This window comes from Amylibacter marinus (assembly GCF_030160015.1).
GTDB classification, from domain to species: Bacteria; Pseudomonadota; Alphaproteobacteria; order Rhodobacterales; family Rhodobacteraceae; genus Amylibacter; species Amylibacter marinus.
This window is the reverse complement of record NZ_BSNN01000002.1, coordinates 728,376-743,615: the sequence shown is the minus strand read 5'-3', so window position 1 is coordinate 743,615 and position 15,240 is coordinate 728,376. Positions and strand designations below refer to the sequence as shown.

14 protein-coding genes and 1 riboswitch are annotated in these 15,240 nt (G+C 52.8%); of the genes, 9 read left to right on the top strand and 5 right to left on the bottom strand.

Translation table 11 applies throughout. The annotated features are described in order from the left end of the window. Window positions 1-16: 16 nt before the first annotated feature. Window positions 17-1,138: a calcium-binding protein gene (locus tag QQL62_RS04455; protein WP_284376467.1), complete on the bottom strand. Its 1,122-nt coding sequence runs from the start codon at window positions 1,136-1,138 to the stop codon at window positions 17-19. 265 nt (window positions 1,139-1,403) lie between these two features. Between QQL62_RS04455 and QQL62_RS04450 the strand changes: the two genes are divergently transcribed. Next, on the top strand, window positions 1,404-1,727 hold the full coding sequence (locus QQL62_RS04450) for a 2Fe-2S iron-sulfur cluster-binding protein (RefSeq protein WP_284376465.1): 324 nt from the start codon (window positions 1,404-1,406) through the stop codon (window positions 1,725-1,727). Next, window positions 1,727-2,530: an FG-GAP repeat domain-containing protein gene (locus QQL62_RS04445; protein WP_284376463.1), complete on the top strand. Its 804-nt coding sequence runs from the start codon at window positions 1,727-1,729 to the stop codon at window positions 2,528-2,530. The genes QQL62_RS04450 and QQL62_RS04445 overlap by 1 nt, the downstream gene beginning before the upstream one ends. On the opposite strand, the gene QQL62_RS04440 is transcribed toward QQL62_RS04445, so the two are convergent. Continuing rightward, the gene (locus QQL62_RS04440) at window positions 2,527-4,473 is read right to left on the bottom strand and encodes a bifunctional diguanylate cyclase/phosphodiesterase (RefSeq protein ID WP_284376461.1); all 1,947 of its coding nucleotides are present in this window, start codon (window positions 4,471-4,473) and stop codon (window positions 2,527-2,529) included. The genes QQL62_RS04445 and QQL62_RS04440 overlap by 4 nt on opposite strands. Window positions 4,474-4,531: 58 nt before the next feature. Then, window positions 4,532-5,794 carry a phosphoribosylamine--glycine ligase gene (purD, locus tag QQL62_RS04435; protein WP_284376459.1) on the bottom strand — a complete coding sequence of 421 codons (1,263 nt, stop codon included), beginning with the start codon at window positions 5,792-5,794 and terminating at the stop codon, window positions 4,532-4,534. A gap of 89 nt (window positions 5,795-5,883) precedes the next feature. On the opposite strand from purD, the gene xseA reads away from it, so the two are divergent. Then, window positions 5,884-7,242 (top strand): exodeoxyribonuclease VII large subunit, encoded by a 1,359-nt coding sequence (xseA, locus tag QQL62_RS04430; RefSeq protein WP_284376457.1) that lies wholly within the window; start codon window positions 5,884-5,886, stop codon window positions 7,240-7,242. Here xseA and QQL62_RS04425 read toward each other — a convergent pair. Further along, window positions 7,232-7,651 (bottom strand): hypothetical protein, encoded by a 420-nt coding sequence (locus QQL62_RS04425; RefSeq protein WP_284376453.1) that lies wholly within the window; start codon window positions 7,649-7,651, stop codon window positions 7,232-7,234. The two genes, xseA and QQL62_RS04425, sit on opposite strands and share 11 nt — an antisense overlap. Before the next feature lie 165 nt (window positions 7,652-7,816). Between QQL62_RS04425 and ftsY the strand changes: the two genes are divergently transcribed. Genes ftsY through QQL62_RS04410 form a run of 3 tightly spaced genes read left to right on the top strand, consistent with a single transcriptional unit; the run spans window position 7,817 to window position 10,540 of the window. Then, window positions 7,817-9,013 carry a signal recognition particle-docking protein FtsY gene (gene ftsY, locus QQL62_RS04420; protein ID WP_284376451.1) on the top strand — a complete coding sequence of 399 codons (1,197 nt, stop codon included), beginning with the start codon at window positions 7,817-7,819 and terminating at the stop codon, window positions 9,011-9,013. Beyond that, the gene (locus tag QQL62_RS04415; RefSeq protein WP_284376448.1) at window positions 9,010-9,918 is read left to right on the top strand and encodes an EamA family transporter; all 909 of its coding nucleotides are present in this window, start codon (window positions 9,010-9,012) and stop codon (window positions 9,916-9,918) included. The genes ftsY and QQL62_RS04415 overlap by 4 nt, the downstream gene beginning before the upstream one ends. Window position 9,919: 1 nt before the next feature. Next, complete coding sequence (locus QQL62_RS04410) at window positions 9,920-10,540, top strand: inner membrane-spanning protein YciB (protein WP_284376446.1); 621 nt, start codon at window positions 9,920-9,922, stop codon at window positions 10,538-10,540. On the opposite strand, the gene QQL62_RS04405 is transcribed toward QQL62_RS04410, so the two are convergent. Beyond that, window positions 10,537-11,568 carry an alpha/beta hydrolase gene (locus tag QQL62_RS04405; RefSeq protein WP_284376443.1) on the bottom strand — a complete coding sequence of 344 codons (1,032 nt, stop codon included), beginning with the start codon at window positions 11,566-11,568 and terminating at the stop codon, window positions 10,537-10,539. The genes QQL62_RS04410 and QQL62_RS04405 overlap by 4 nt on opposite strands. A gap of 86 nt (window positions 11,569-11,654) precedes the next feature. After that, window positions 11,655-11,732, top strand: a riboswitch (SAM riboswitch). A gap of 48 nt (window positions 11,733-11,780) precedes the next feature. Between QQL62_RS04405 and metZ the strand changes: the two genes are divergently transcribed. The 3 genes from metZ to folE all read left to right on the top strand — a co-directional run bounded on the left by metZ (window position 11,781) and on the right by folE (window position 15,195). Continuing rightward, the gene (gene metZ, locus QQL62_RS04400; protein WP_284376441.1) at window positions 11,781-12,959 is read left to right on the top strand and encodes an O-succinylhomoserine sulfhydrylase; all 1,179 of its coding nucleotides are present in this window, start codon (window positions 11,781-11,783) and stop codon (window positions 12,957-12,959) included. Between the two features lie 313 nt (window positions 12,960-13,272). Then, window positions 13,273-14,433, top strand: coding sequence for a pentapeptide repeat-containing protein (locus QQL62_RS04395; RefSeq protein WP_284376439.1), 1,161 nt, complete (start codon window positions 13,273-13,275; stop codon window positions 14,431-14,433). Window positions 14,434-14,571: 138 nt separating this feature from the next. Then, window positions 14,572-15,195 carry a GTP cyclohydrolase I FolE gene (folE, locus tag QQL62_RS04390; RefSeq protein WP_284376435.1) on the top strand — a complete coding sequence of 208 codons (624 nt, stop codon included), beginning with the start codon at window positions 14,572-14,574 and terminating at the stop codon, window positions 15,193-15,195. Window positions 15,196-15,240: the final 45 nt, after the last annotated feature.

Below are 15,240 nucleotides of genomic sequence, written 5' to 3'. Positions count from 1 at the left end.
TCAACCTGTCCGTTTGCTATACCGCAAATAAGAAATCGTCTGCACCAACGTCGGACGCCTCAACACCCCTTAACTTAACCTCAAATGCCTCATTATGCAGAGTCACAATTACGTCATTGCCCTGTTGGTGTAGATTTACATCGCCAAAATCACCGATGAAATCCGGCAAAACAATCACATCAACCCCCGTCGAAAAATCCTTGATCACGTCAGAACCATCACTGTTTTGATAGAAAACAAACTGATCGCTGCCGCTGCCACCAACCAAGGTATCATCGCCCATTCCCCCCTGTAGTGTGTCATCGCCGTGGCCACCGCGCAGAAAATCATCACCTGCACCGCCTAGTAAAACATCACGGCCATTGCCGCCACGTAGCTGATCCGCACCGTTGTTGCCCACCAGTTGATCATTACCAGCCCCTCCGATCAAAACATCAGCACCATGCCCAGACACCAACATATCGTCACCGCGCCCCCCTAGTGCTGTGCTGTTGGTACTGTTATTGCCAATAATAATCACATCGTCCCCATCGCCCCCATGTAGGCGATTGGTGCCGTAGTCATCTGTGATATTATCGTTTCCAGAACCACCATGGATATTGTCATCCCCATGGGTTCCTGTGGCAATATCATCGCCCCCTCGTAATTTAACAACCGTTGTTTCGCTGTAATACAGAGGCTCTACAACCGGCTCGAAAATATCTATGTCTGAGCTGCCGCGAAAAACCATACCGTTGGTTTTCACCATCTCGGCCACTGCGTCGGCAATATCCGCGCGCCAGCCCAGCGTGCCGTTGATATCATCAAAGGTTGCCTCAACAACCAAGGCAGTGCCGAAAGAAATCGTTCCAATGGCCAGCTGTGCGCCATCCTCGATGCGGTACAATATGGCCGCATCAAATTGTACCTCTCGAGACGCGCCAATGACCGCAATGCTTGAAAATTCAACCGCCGAAAGGTCAAAACGCAATCCGCCGTCACCTGCGGGTGCTGTTGACCATTGGTCGCTGCCCGCGGCGCTGATGACGCGCCCCTTGATGTTCAAGGTTTCCGATAACGATAGGCTGGGCGCCAGTAACCCGCCAACCGCAGTTGTCAGAAAGAACCCATTTTTATTTGCTTTGTATTCAATAGCCATGTCAAACACCCCATGCTCGCTCTGGGTCTATTTTTCATAAAATGCATGGAAAAATCAAAACAAAGTTTGCGAGTAGGTTAACGCGTAATCTATTAAAATTATTATATAAATTACGATTATACAGCCTAAAATTTGTCATAAATTTTAACGCAATGCTCCCCATGTTGATCAAACCTTTGTGGGTTTTACTCAGAATTGAAAAAAAACGCTGGCAAGATGGCAACAGGCGCTCTACATCGGAACAAAGCGAACTTTGGAGGCAAGAATGGCTAAAATTACCTACATCGAACATAATGGAACAAAACACGAGATCGAAGTGGCCAATGGGCTTACGGTGATGGAAGGTGCGCGCGACAACAACATTCCCGGAATCGAGGCAGATTGCGGCGGCGCCTGTGCCTGCTCTACCTGTCATGTTTACATCGATGATACCTGGGTGGATAAACTGCCCGCTAAGGATGCCATGGAAGAGGATATGCTCGATTTCGCGTGGGAGCCAGATGCCACCAAATCTCGCCTGACCTGCCAGCTAAAGGTCAGCGATGATCTGAATGGTCTGATCGTGAACCTTCCCGAAAAGCAGATTTAATGCGCCGCGCCTACACCATAATTTGCGCGCTAATCTGCGCAAATATTGCTCAGGCGCAAACTCCTGACCAAACACGCCTAACCGGTCAAAACTGTGCGATTAAACGCAGCTTTGATCATTCTCCGGTAACGCAACAGGATGGTCAGAGGGCCGCCTTTGTCAACCCAACATCTTCCTATCCCCATGGTGCATTGGGGGATGATGTAGAGGCGGGTGGGTTTATCGTATCCCTGCCGTGGGATGCCTCCCGCTGTGATCGGGTTTTGGCCCCTGACAATTCCGTATTCGAGGATGTAGCACCGCGCCTTATCGACATGAACAACGATGGTTTAAACGAGGTGGTTGTTGTTCATTCCGATTTCAAATTGGGCGCGCGGCTTGCCATCTATGGCTACGCCAAAGAGGGCGCAGGTAAGATCAAGTTAATTGCCGCCACGCCCTATATTGGCCGACGGTTCCGCTGGCTTGCTCCAATTGGGGCCGCGGATTTTGACGGGGACGGGGCAATGGACATCGCCTTTATTGATCGCCCGCATTTGGCAAAAACCCTACAGATATGGAGCCTAAAGGGGCGCAAATTTTCAAAAATTGCCGAAGCCCCCGATCTCACCAATCATCGCATCGGCGAGACCACCATCTCGGGGGGCATCCGACATTGTACGGGCGCATCCCCAGAAATCATCACCGTTGATGGCGGGTGGCGCGATGTGATATCCACAAGATTTAATGGGGCAGAGCTCGAGAGAGGCATTCTCTCAAAATACACGCCCCATGCTTTAATCGCGGCCCTGAAATGTAGCTAGGCAGGCACAACAATTGCCGCATTCTGTTCGCGCAGCACCTTTGTGATCTGACCAAACTGTTTTGGCTTAAAGAATAAAAACCCTTGGCCAATGTTACAGCCGCGCTCCAGCAAGAAGGCACGCTGAGCAGGGGTTTCCACCCCTTCGGCCACCACCATAACCCCCAATTGCGCCGCAATCGCCAAGAATCCCTCGATTTTCACAATCGCATTGGGATCCTGGCCAATGCTGGTCACGAATTGCGTATCAATCTTCAGCTCGTCCAACGGCAGTCGGCTCAGATACCGAAAGGCTGCAAACCCCGTACCAAAGTCATCCATGGAAATCCGCATACCCATATCTACGAATTGGCGTAGCGCATTCTGGATCAGCTGATCCTCTTGTTGCACGATCACCTTTTCACTGATCTCAAGTGTCAACAACTTTGCCGCGGCCTTGTGATCCTCTAAGAGCCAAAACAGATCCGCCAGCCCCTCGTTACCAACCAATGTTCCCTCATCTAGGTTCACAGAGACAGATCTGGGGTCAAGCCCGCGCAATTGCCATGCCTGAATATCCAACAGAACGCGCTGCGTAATCGCAAAGGTAAAGGCGCGCATTCGGTCAAACTCGTGCAACTTGGGTAGAAACTCTGCTGGTAACAAGACGCCTCGATCTGGGTGATGCCAGCGTGCCAAGGCCTCGAATCCAATAATCTGCCCGGTCAACATATCTATTTTCGGCTGATAGTAGGGTTCGAATTCGCCATTCTTAAGAGCCGCATCAATTTCTTCTAATTCGCTTAGAATTAAACAGTTCGATTGTTCTGGCGCTTTGATTATTGCGACGTCATCTGTTTCACTGCCCAGCAATGAATCCAACGCGAATTCTGCGGACGAGCATAACTCTTTTTGGTTCATCTTACCTGCCTTTGATCGTGCAATTCCAATCGAGGCAACCACATGAATGTTGCGATCAAAAAACGCAATTGGCTCGTCCAACAGATCGGCCAAGGCCCGCCCCAGCTTAACCGCGGCGCGGTCGGTTCTGATATCCCATAAGATCACCGCAAAATCATCCTTGTCAAATCGGGCGGCAAATCCCTTAGATTTACAAAAACTCATCAATCGCGAGCTGACGTTGAACAACGCATGATCATAGGCGTTTTGATCCCACCCCTGATGTTGACGCCAGGGGTGGCTCAGGCGAATGCGAAACATGGCTAGGTCGCCTTGATTGCGCCCTGTGTCCTTGGTGATGGCGCGCAGCTTTTCATCAAAGGCATTGCGATTTGACAGGCCAGTTAACGCGTCACAATGGCTAGGGAATTCCTGCTCGATCTGGCTGGCGGATGTCAGGGTTTTTGCGCGCCATAATGCCGCCGCGGTGGCCTGTTGGCGTTGCGCAAATTTGATACCATGTACCGCAAAAACCGCCGAGAATATCAGCAAAGATCCCCATGCCGTATCATCTAGCCATGTCTGGCTAAACTGAAACATAATCACCGTGCTAATGGCCAGCGCGGCGCTGGCAATCACAAAATTCATCCAATAAAACCGCGGGATCGATGTGGTAGATGTGGTGCTGTAAATTGCAAGGAATATGATCCACAATCCGCCCAACGAGCGCAGATCATGATTGGTGGTGGCAATGAACAATAGCGCAGGCGTTGCCAACAACAACATATGCACCATGTTGATGACCTCAACCTGATAACCAAACCCCTCTGTAAATAAATATCTTTTCTGTGCAAAGGGGATAGCCATGCGATAAATCGCAACTTCTACCCAGATGATCCCGATCACCAATGATGCTACCACCCATACCGGCAAAACCGCTAGAATGCTGGCAAAAAACAACAGCTCAATCCCGATGCGCAATACGACATCGCGCCGCCAGACATAGAATAAAATACCGATTTGGTGTGCCAAAACAGGCGTGGCAAGGTTACGAATTTTCTGCATGGTCATCCCCAATAGATCAGGGATGGTTTAGCGCCTGCACCTTAACGTTGGTTGAAGATTACAGCGCCCGCCAACCGATATCCCGTCGATAAAAGCCCTTTTTCCATTGGATTTTATCTATTGCCGCATAGGCTCGCTCATGGGCCTGTTTTAGGGTCTCGCCACGTGCAGTGATGTTCAAAACGCGTCCACCAATGGCCAATACCTTGCCATCCTCGGTTTTGGTACCCGCATGAAATACATGCACCTCACCCTCGGCATTCAATCCCTCTAACCCCGAAATCTCAGTGCCCTTTTCATAGGATCCAGGATAGCCCTCTGCCGCGTAAACCACCGTTAGGGCATGATCATCGGCCCAGTTGATCCGCGCCTGATCCAATGTACCCGCCGCACAGGCCAACATTGCATCCAGCGCCTGTGCCCCAAGACGCATCATCAAGACCTGGCACTCAGGATCGCCAAAACGCACATTGTATTCCACCAACCGCGGCTGACCATCCTTAATCATAAACCCAGCGTATAAAACACCCTGATACGGCGTGCCACGACGAGCCATTTCATCAATGGTCGGCTGAACGATCTCGTCGAGCGCCTTTTGTGTGACCGATGCATCCATGATCGGGGCAGGGGAATAGGCACCCATACCACCGGTGTTTGGCCCCTTATCACCATCATAGGCACGTTTGTGATCTTGCGCCGTGCCAATGGGTAAAATGTTTTGACCATCAGACAGAATGAAGAAGCTGGCCTCTTCACCCTCCATAAACTCCTCGATCACCACCTCGGCACCTGCGGCTCCAAATGCGCCGCCGAAAATATCCTCTAGCCCCGCAATCGCCTCGTCTAGCGTCATGGCTACAATCACACCCTTGCCCGCGGCCAGACCATCGGCCTTCACCACTATCGGAGCGCCCTGCGCACGCACATAGTCCACCGCAGGGGCAAGCTGTGTAAAACGCGCATACCCTGCTGTAGGGGCCGCGCAGGCATCGCAGATTTCTTTGGTGAAGGCCTTGGATGCCTCTAGCTGGGCGGCCGCGGCCGATGGCCCAAATGTCAAAATGCCCGCATCCCGCAATACATCAGAAACGCCCGCCGCTAGTGGGGCCTCTGGGCCTACAATTACAAACTCAATGGCCTCCTTGGTGCAGAAATCCACCACCGCTTGGCCGTTTTCGGTCTCCAACGCCACACAGGTGGCAACCTCGGCAATACCGGCATTCCCAGGCGCGCAAAACAGCGCATCACATTTGGGGTTCTGACGCGTGGCCCAAGCCAGCGCATGCTCACGTCCACCACTCCCTAAGATCAAAATATTCATAATTCCCACGCTTTCACTTGGCCTTTGTTGATGCGGGTAATAAGGTTGCGCCACGCAAATCACAAGTACCCCCCACCAGAAAGTCGCCCGTGTCTGATTTAATTGATAGCCCCGCCCAAGGCCAAAATGCCCCTGAATTTTCGGTTAGCGAAATTTCACGGGTTATTAAGCGTGTGATCGAGGGCGAATTTTCCCATGTACGTATCAAGGGCGAGGTCGGCCGCGTGGTACGCGCGCGTTCGGGCCACCTGTATTTCGACATCAAAGACGACAATGCCGTGATCAATTCCATTTGCTGGAAAGGCCAAGCGGCCAAATTGGCGACCCAACCGGAAGAGGGGCTAGAGGTGGTCGCCACGGGAAAAATCACCACCTATCCAGGGCAGTCACGCTACCAAATGGTGGTCAGCGAACTTGCCGTTGCCGGTGTTGGCGCACTAATGGCCCAGCTGGAGAAGCGCAAAGCAGCGCTTAGCGCTGAGGGCCTATTCGATCCAGATCGTAAAAAACCGATCCCCTACCTGCCGGGGATCATCGGGGTGGTTACCTCGCCATCTGGGGCGGTGATCCGCGATATTCTACACCGATTGCGCGATCGCTTCCCACGCAAGGTGCTGGTTTGGCCCGTGGCGGTGCAGGGGGCGAATTGCGCCCCCGAGGTGACCCGCGCAATTCAAGGGTTTAACGCATTGACCCCCGGTGGTGCATTGCCGCGCCCAGAGTTGATCATCGTGGCCCGCGGGGGGGGATCTATCGAGGATTTATGGGGCTTTAACGAAGAAATGGTGGTGCGCGCCGCCGCCGACAGCGATATCCCTTTGATTTCTGCTGTTGGTCACGAAACCGATACCACATTGATAGATTATGCATCAGACCGGCGCGCGCCCACCCCAACAGCGGCGGCAGAAATGGCGGTGCCTGTGTGGCGCGATCTAACGGGCCATGTGGCACAGCTAGAACAGCGCCGCCTCGGGGCGATCACTGCGGCCATTGACACCCGCCGTCAACGCCTGCGTGATCTGTCGCGCGCCCTGCCAAAACCTGCGGATATCTTGGCCCAGCAAGGCCAGCGCTTGGATATGGTGTCGGCGCGTCTGCCGCGCGCATTGCAAATGGCCGCAACAGGCAAGGGGCGCCAATTGGCCCAAACAGCCGCCGCCCTGCGCCCGCAAATTCTGCGAACAAAACTTACCCAAAATGCTGATACCCTTGGGCGTTTGGGCAAGTCCTTCATACAAACCGCCGAAAACGGGTTAGAGCGGCGCTCTCAATCCCTTGCTGGGCTAGAGCGCGTGTTGAACACCCTCGGCTATGAGGCCACGTTAATGCGTGGCTATGCGGTGGTGCGCGATGAAACAGGCAGGGTTGTAACCCGTGCGAATGACGCTCAATCACAGCGCGTTCTGGAAATCCAATTCCAAGATGGCAAGGTGAAAACTACTGGCTAAAAGAGGCGCCCAGAAACGGTGCTTCGCACAACAACTCTTCGGTGTTTATGAAATTTAGATACAGGTCATTTTCTGGTGCCGCCCCCAACTGTCGAGCGTAAAATCCGGTATCGGTTCGGATAAAATTCCAACATTGAGGAACCGGATTGGTCTCATAGGTGAAACAAATGGCATCCGCCTCGGCATACCAGCGTCCCTGATCGCAATCTCCATTGGCAAATTTCCATGTCACCAAACGGTTTGGGAAATATTGCTCGGCGCCATGAAAATTCCCGCCCGCATTAAAATAAAGCGTCTTATTCAAACTCATGGCCTCGAATTCATCCGCTGTCACAAACTCTTCGCCCAGTGCGGGGAACGCCATGCATAACAGGCCAACAATGATTATCTTAGGTGTGTTTATCATCATTCCATATCCCAATTTAGCAAAATGATACCCCTAGACAGATGCGAAATAAACCCTGTTTCACTGCATTTCCTACCGGTTTGCAGCTAGGCGGTTTTGCTCAGACCATTCCGCTCTTCCCTTCACGGCGTGCACATATTATGTCATCTGTATAAATCGGAGTGAATTATGGCGTTTTTCAACAAACTTAAAGAAAAGCTATTCAAGTCGTCTTCCAAATTGGAAGAGGGGCTAGATGCGCTGGTAGCCGAGGGTACAGAGGATCTGGATACCCCAGCAAGCATCGAAGGTTCCGCCACGATAAGCACCGCAGACAAAGAAGAGGCGCCAGCGGTTGACATCCCCACGCCGATCCCCCCTGTTTCCCCAGAGCCAGAGCCAGAGCCAGAGCCAGAGCCAGAGCCAGAGCCAGAGCCAGAGCCAGAGCCAGAGCCAGAGCCAGAGCCAGAGGTCAAATCTCCGGGGCTCCTGGGACGCGTTCTCGGGCGTAAAACCGAGCCGAAAAAGGCCGAGCCCAAAAAAACAGCCCCCAAGCGTCTGTTTAATGATGCCATGCTCGAAAGCTTGGAAGAGCTGTTGATAAGCGCAGATATGGGCGTAGATACCGCCCTGCGTGTTGCCGCCAATATGGCCGAGGGTCGCTTTGGCAAAAAACTCTCGTCCGAGGAAATTAAACAGGCGCTGGCCCAAGAGGTCTCGCGGATCCTTGAACCGGTCGCAAAACCCATGCCAATTTTCCCGAAAAAACCACAAGTGGTTTTGGTGGTCGGCGTGAATGGATCGGGTAAAACCACTACGATCGGAAAACTGGCCAGTCAATTCAAAGAGGCCGGCAAATCCGTGGTGATTGCGGCGGGTGATACATTCCGCGCTGCCGCAGTGGAACAGCTGCAGGTCTGGGGTGATCGGGCAGGCGTGCCTGTGCTGACCGCCCCCGAGGGATCTGATCCCGCATCATTGGCATTTGATGCTATGACTCGCGCCGAGGCTGACGGTGCGGATTTGTTGATGATCGATACCGCTGGGCGCCTACAAAATCGCACCGACCTGATGGAAGAGCTGGAAAAAATCGTGCGCGTGATCCGCAAGAAAGACGAAACAGCCCCCCATAACACTTTGCTGGTTTTGGATGCGACCACAGGGCAAAATGCCCTAAAACAAACCGAGGTTTTCCAGCAGGTGTCTGATGTATCTGGTCTGGTGATGACCAAATTGGACGGCACCGCTAAGGGCGGGGTTTTGGTGGCCTTGGCTGATCGTTTCGGTCTGCCGATCCACGCGATTGGGGTGGGCGAGAAAATCGACGACTTACAGGCCTTTGACCCTGATGATTTCGCCAAGGCACTAACCGGCCTTGATTTATGAGCGCATGGCTGGTGGCCCAATCGGGCACTGAAACCGGCGCGCAACTCGCTCTGATCCTTGCGTTATTCGCGGCCTTTATGCATGCAATTTTCGGCGCGCTGCAAAAAGGGCGGCATGATCCATGGCTGTCGCGCGGGGCAATTGATTTTTCATACGGGATCATGGCCCTGCCGCTGGCACTGTTTGTGGTGCCATGGCCAGAACCGCATATGTGGCCGATTTTTGCAGGCATGTTGGTGATCCATGTGATCTATAAATATGTCCAAGCCATGGCCTATTCCAAGGGCGCCTTTACGGTGGTCTATCCGGTGGTGCGCGGGATCGGGCCAATTGTTACGGTATTTGCGGCAGGCATCGTATTTGGCGAGCATTTCGCCCCGATGCAATGGGGCGGGGTGGCGCTGCTGACCTTGGCGATCCTATCCCTAGCGGCGCTGAACCTGCGGCGCACAGAACAGGTGCGCCGTAGCGATCTAAAGCAGGCCCTGGCATGGGCTATTGCGGGGGGGATTATGGTGGCCAGTTACACCACCTATGACGCCTACGGCATCCGCGCTACTGCCGATCCGTTTACCTTCCTTGCGTGGTTTTTCCTGATCGATGGGCTGGTGGTCTTCCCATGGATTGCGCTGTACAGATGGCACGCAATGGCAGTGCGCCCCGAACCCATGCCCCTGATTTCGCGTGGCGTTATTGGCGGAATCATCGCCTATCTTAGCTTTGGTTCGATTATGGTGGCCACGCGGCTAGACAGTGTCGGCGAGGCGGCGGTTCTGCGCGAAACATCGCCGGTTTTTGCCGCCCTCATCGGATGGTTGTTTCTGGGCGAGAAAGTTGGTCCCCTGAGGGCTGTATTTATGATATTGATCGCGCTCGGCGCGGTTATAGTTGAATTTGGAGCATAGAATGTCTGACACTGAACCTAAAAAATCCCACGGGCCATGGAAGGCGCTGTTTGAATACGGCCCACTTATCCTGTTTTTTGTAGCCTATACAAAGATCAAGGACCAAACATTCACCTTTGCCGGCAATGAATACCAAGGGTTTATCGTTGCGACTGCGTTGTTTATTCCGGTGCTTTTGATCTCTACTGCGGCCATGTGGTGGATTACGGGTAAGCTGTCGAAGATGCAGGTTTTTACCGCGATCCTTGTGGTGGTCTTTGGTGGTTTGGGTATTTGGTTTAATGATGACAGTTTTTTCAAAATGAAACCGACCATCATCTATTTGCTGTTTGGCGGGGTATTGGGATTTGGCCTGCTAAGGGGGCAATCCTATCTGCGTTATATGATGGAGGAAATGTTGCCGCTGCAAGACGCGGGCTGGATGATCCTAACCAAACGTTTTGCGCTCTTCTTTCTGGGCTTGGCCTTGGCCAACGAGGCGATCTGGCGTAGCATGTCAACGGATGCATGGGTTAATTTCAAAACCTTTGGCCTGCCAATTGCAATGTTTGCCTTTATCATGCTGCAAACGGGTCTGTTTTCCAAATACTCCGCCGATCAGACAGAAGACCGCCCCAGCTAGGACGCCAGCCGCGGCCCAAAATTATATAGAACATCCCGTAGTAGCGGATTGTTGCGCGGGCGAAAGGGTAGGGGCACTGTCGCCTCGCCCTTGGGGCGCAGATCTTCGATTTCGGTGCGCGGGGCTTGAAACAATATTCGTACCATCCGCGCATTGGCAAGTGGCGGCAATGTTCCGCTCCAATGACAATTGGCAACGCTATGCCGCCGATTCGATAGCCCCGCCCGCCAGCCCAATTTTGCCTGAGATTTTTGTTCAAACCCTGTTCTGATATCGATCCAATTCTTGCGCTTGAACGCAAAACCAAAGGCAACTAGGCTGTCCAGCTTTCCGGCATTTGGCAAAATGCGATTGGCCCAGCGTGTGGTATGGATAGCGGCATCATTGCACATATTGTAAAATGATATGCCCTTGGTCACAGGTCGATTCAGCGCCAATAGAGCATCCGTATCAAAGGTCTGCGCATCAATCAAAACCACCCGCGCAACCGTACTGGCAGTTAGGCGGGACAGGGCCAATAATACCAAATGCGCACCCATCCCATGACACAGGATATTCACAGTTCGCGCGGGATCAATCTGGCGCAAACTATCCAATAGCTGTGCTAAAAACGGCGCCTCTTGTTCTGCGCGGGTTCGCGTGTCCATCAGATTGCTGGCCGCGGTCCAATGATCCCCTGTCGCATGCCAGCCATAGGTAATGGCCAAGCAATCGCGCGGATTGCGCGTGCTGGGCGCAAAACGCATGGCCCATGCCCGATCTGCCCACTTTTCACCCGTGCTGTCCCCCCGTGATCCAAAGAGCGTCTCTTGCGGGTTTGCACGGTGCGAAAATGGGGAAAACCCCGCGCCATGCACCATTAAGGTTATGGGGTTTTCAACAGGTGTGCGCGCCAATTGATGGCGCAACAGGGTGCGATAATCGCGTGCCGGCTGATCAGGATTACAAATCCTGCGCCCCCAAGAATTAATCGGGAACATGCGTAGCGGCACTTGGGTTTTAAAATGGAAAAGCGGATCATATTTCATATCCGAGCTTTAACACCCTAAACCTAACCAGAGTGTTGCGATATTCATTAAAATTCGCGCGTTGACGTTTTTTATTTGAATGGGTACTTATTTGGTGTGGCGATTTGTAACCGGATTGTGGGCCACGTTAAATATGCCGCTAAAAAGGTCAGGGCCGATTGCCCCGACTTTTGGTCGGGGTTTTTTTATGGGCGCGGCCCTAGGAGAGAATAATGGAAAACTGGAAACCAAAAACCAAGCTGGTGCACGCCGGCACCAAGCGTAGCCAATTTGGCGAATTGTCAGAAGCGATCTACCTGACCCAAGGCTTTGCCTATGATACTGCCGAACAGGCCGAGGCCCGATTTATTGAAACTGGCCCGGATGAATTTATCTATGGACGCTATGGCAACCCAACTGTTGCGATGTTCGAACAACGCATTGCCGCCCTAGAGGGCGCCGAGGATGCATTCGCCACCGCCAGCGGCATGGCCGCCGTTTCTGGCACCCTGTTTTCAATGCTGCGTGCGGGCGATCATATCGTGTCGGCCAAGGCGCTGTTTGGCTCTATTTCCTTTGTTATTGATGATGTTCTGCGCCGCTGGGGCATCGAGGTTACCTTGGTGGATGGCACCAATTTGGATGAATGGCGCGCGGCCATGCGCCCCAATACCAAGGTCTGTTTTCTAGAGGCGCTGTCAAACCCAACACTCGAGGTGATCGATATCGCCGCGGTGGCCGAAATCGCCCACGCATATAATGCCACACTGGTGGTGGACAATGTCTTTGCCACCCCGATTTTTCAGCGCACGCTGGATCTGGGCGCCGATGTTGTGATCTATTCCGCCACCAAACATATCGATGGGCAGGGCCGTGTTCTGGGCGGGGTCGTTCTGGGTACCACAGAATTTATTCGCGGAACATTCGAGCCGTTTAACAAACATACCGGCCCCTCGATGAGCCCCTTTAACGCATGGGTTCTGCTAAAGGGTCTGGAAACACTGGCGTTGCGCTGTGAGGCACAGGCGGATACGGCCATGGCGATTTCACAAGCGCTAGAAGGGCATAATAAATTATCACGCCTGATCTACCCATTTAGTCCCAAACATGCGCAATACGAATTGGCCAAGGCGCAAATGACCAAGGGCGGCACGGTGATCTCCCTAGAGCTAACGGGGGGCAAAGAGGCGGCGTTTAAGTTCCTGAATGCGCTGAAAATTATCACCATGTCGAACAATCTGGGCGATTCCAAAAGTCTGGTCACCCATCCCGCCACCACCACCCACCAGCGCCTGTCGGATGAACAACGCGCTGAGCTAGGTATCTCGGATGGCTTGGTGCGGGTCTCTATCGGGCTAGAGGATACGGATGATCTGATCGGCGATATCACACAGGCGCTGGAACAGGCCTGATACACGCCACAATTGCATTGAACCACCCCGCCCCCTGACCTAGGGTGCGGGGATTATGGCAAATGAAATTAAAACATCCGAATTAAAAAACCCCGCATTGGATCGCTTTGCGATTTTGAGATATTCCGATGACAGCGGAAAAACGGTCAATGATCCCCATGAATTTATACGCGCAACACCGCACGCAAACCTGCATGCTCACCGCAACGATGGCGCAAAACTAGAATCCGCCCATAATAACCCGTGGTATGTTTTGATGACTGTGGCGGGGGAGTTTGATCCAGATAGGTTTTATTTCAAACTAAAAGAAAAAATGGCCGAAAACCGTCGTTTCTGGCACGGGTTTATTGGGCGGGCGTTTCGAGATGAAAAATGGCTGGAAAAGGCGCGGCAAGTCGAAGGCCGCGCAGAATGGCAACACGCCGAATTTGCCAAATATTATGCAGGTGAATTGAAAATTAGTGCCAGCGAATTTGATGCGCTGACCCCAGAAGAAGAGCAGGCGATTGATCGCGAGCTAAAAACACGCTGTGGTCAGAGTTTAGCTGAGCAGAAACCAGCAAAGCGAGTAAACTTCCCTCATACCTTTTTTCGGAATTCCCTTTTGTTCGAAAATGGGTTGTTTTTAGGTGGGGCCTTTTTCAATGGCAGCCACTTCGCAGGTTTTAGCCCCTTTCTACCTTCCGCCGAACTCGGTTTCAGCTACTTTGAAGGTGACGCCTATTTCAATTCCAGTCACTTCGCTGGTACCGCCAACTTCATATCCAACCACTTCGCTGGTTCCGCCGATTTCAGTTCCAGTCTCTTCGCAGATCTCGCCAACTTCAATTCCTGCCACTTCGCTGGTCACGCCGATTTCGACGCCGCCACCTTCCAAGCCAAAACCGACTTCACCGCTACAACCTTCGAAAAATACGTGCCCAGCTTTCACGGCACCACACTCTATTCCGACACGCTGTTTTCCGCAGACGAGCGTGACCGTGATCTGTGGCCGCCAGCTAAGGGCGCACATGGCGCAGAAGACCAGAAAAGCAATTACAACCGTATCCGCAGCTTCATGGCCGATAAACGCATGGTCGAAGAAGAACAATTCTTCCACCGCCGAGAGATCGGGGTGCAACAGGTCGGGGCTGATTGGGGGACTAAACTACCATATGGCCTCTTTCAAATCCTCTCGAATTACGGACATTCAATTATACTTCCCATCAGTTGGTTGGTTCTACTTGGGGCCGCATCCGCCTTTTTTTACGATGTATATTACCCAGTAGAGAAGCCCGTACATTGGAGCAAACCCCTTGGCTTAACCCTATCCAATATGTTCGGCTACTTGGGCTATGTAAAACTCTATTACGCAGATGTCCTGAAATGCGCCCCGTGGTGGTTCAAATCCGTTTTAGGCATTCAGGCGGTCTTGGCAGTGATCCTCCAATTCCTCCTCGCCCTCGGCATTCGATCCCGTTTCCGCATGCGCTAACCCGCACGCCACTCTATTTTCGGGTATTTCTCTCAATTACGCCCCTAAAATGTCGCTATTGTTGACAATCCACTGGAATACTCGCACTAGAACCCCCATGTAACACTTATCAAGGGCACTAGACCGAAAGGGAACCCCATGACCAAGCATGAACCAGTCATCAAAGAAGATGACGTCGTAATCCGCCCCACCCAAGCCGAAGCAGAAGATGCCGTACGCACCCTATTGCGCTGGGCAGGCGATGACCCCAACCGCGAAGGCCTGCTGGACACGCCGCGCCGCGTGACCAAGGCCTACGGCGAATGGTTTCAGGGCTATGGCCAAGACCCAGAGGAAATGTTGCAGCGTACCTTTTCCGAGGTCGAAGGTTATCAGGATATGGTTCTGCTAAAAGACATCCGCTTCGAGAGCTATTGCGAACACCACCTAGCCCCGATCATCGGGCGCGCCCATGTGGCCTATATTCCTACCGACCGCGTGGTCGGCATATCTAAACTGGCCCGCGTGGTGGATGCATTCGCCAAACGCATGCAGGTACAGGAAAAGATGACCGCGCAAATCGCCAATACCATCAATGACACCCTTAAACCACGCGGTGTTGCCGTGGTGCTAGAGGGCGAACATCACTGCATGTCCACGCGCGGTGTGCATAAACATGGGGTGAATATGGTCACCTCGGCGATGCGTGGCGCATTTGACAGTGATCGAGATATGCGACGTGAATTTATGTCGCTGATCGGAAATCCAACCAACAAACTCTAATACATCGCGGGTGCGCAGGGCCTTGACACCCCCGCGTACCTATCC

Bases quoted from the DNA above. Each gene is read 5' to 3' on its own strand.
- metZ (WP_284376441.1), top strand. From the start codon at position 11,781: ATGGAAAACTGGAAACCAAAAACCAAGCTGGTGCACGCCGGCACCAAG.
- QQL62_RS04450 (WP_284376465.1), top strand. From the start codon at position 1,404: ATGGCTAAAATTACCTACATCGAACATAATGGAACAAAACACGAGATC.
- QQL62_RS04445 (WP_284376463.1), top strand. From the start codon at position 1,727: ATGCGCCGCGCCTACACCATAATTTGCGCGCTAATCTGCGCAAATATT.
- QQL62_RS04440 (WP_284376461.1), bottom strand. From the start codon at position 4,473: ATGCAGAAAATTCGTAACCTTGCCACGCCTGTTTTGGCACACCAAATC.
- QQL62_RS04455 (WP_284376467.1), bottom strand. From the start codon at position 1,138: ATGGCTATTGAATACAAAGCAAATAAAAATGGGTTCTTTCTGACAACT.
- folE (WP_284376435.1), top strand. From the start codon at position 14,572: ATGACCAAGCATGAACCAGTCATCAAAGAAGATGACGTCGTAATCCGC.
- QQL62_RS04405 (WP_284376443.1), bottom strand. From the start codon at position 11,568: ATGAAATATGATCCGCTTTTCCATTTTAAAACCCAAGTGCCGCTACGC.
- QQL62_RS04395 (WP_284376439.1), top strand. From the start codon at position 13,273: ATGGCCGAAAACCGTCGTTTCTGGCACGGGTTTATTGGGCGGGCGTTT.
- QQL62_RS04415 (WP_284376448.1), top strand. From the start codon at position 9,010: ATGAGCGCATGGCTGGTGGCCCAATCGGGCACTGAAACCGGCGCGCAA.
- QQL62_RS04410 (WP_284376446.1), top strand. From the start codon at position 9,920: ATGTCTGACACTGAACCTAAAAAATCCCACGGGCCATGGAAGGCGCTG.
- ftsY (WP_284376451.1), top strand. From the start codon at position 7,817: ATGGCGTTTTTCAACAAACTTAAAGAAAAGCTATTCAAGTCGTCTTCC.
- QQL62_RS04425 (WP_284376453.1), bottom strand. From the start codon at position 7,651: ATGATGATAAACACACCTAAGATAATCATTGTTGGCCTGTTATGCATG.
- purD (WP_284376459.1), bottom strand. From the start codon at position 5,794: ATGAATATTTTGATCTTAGGGAGTGGTGGACGTGAGCATGCGCTGGCT.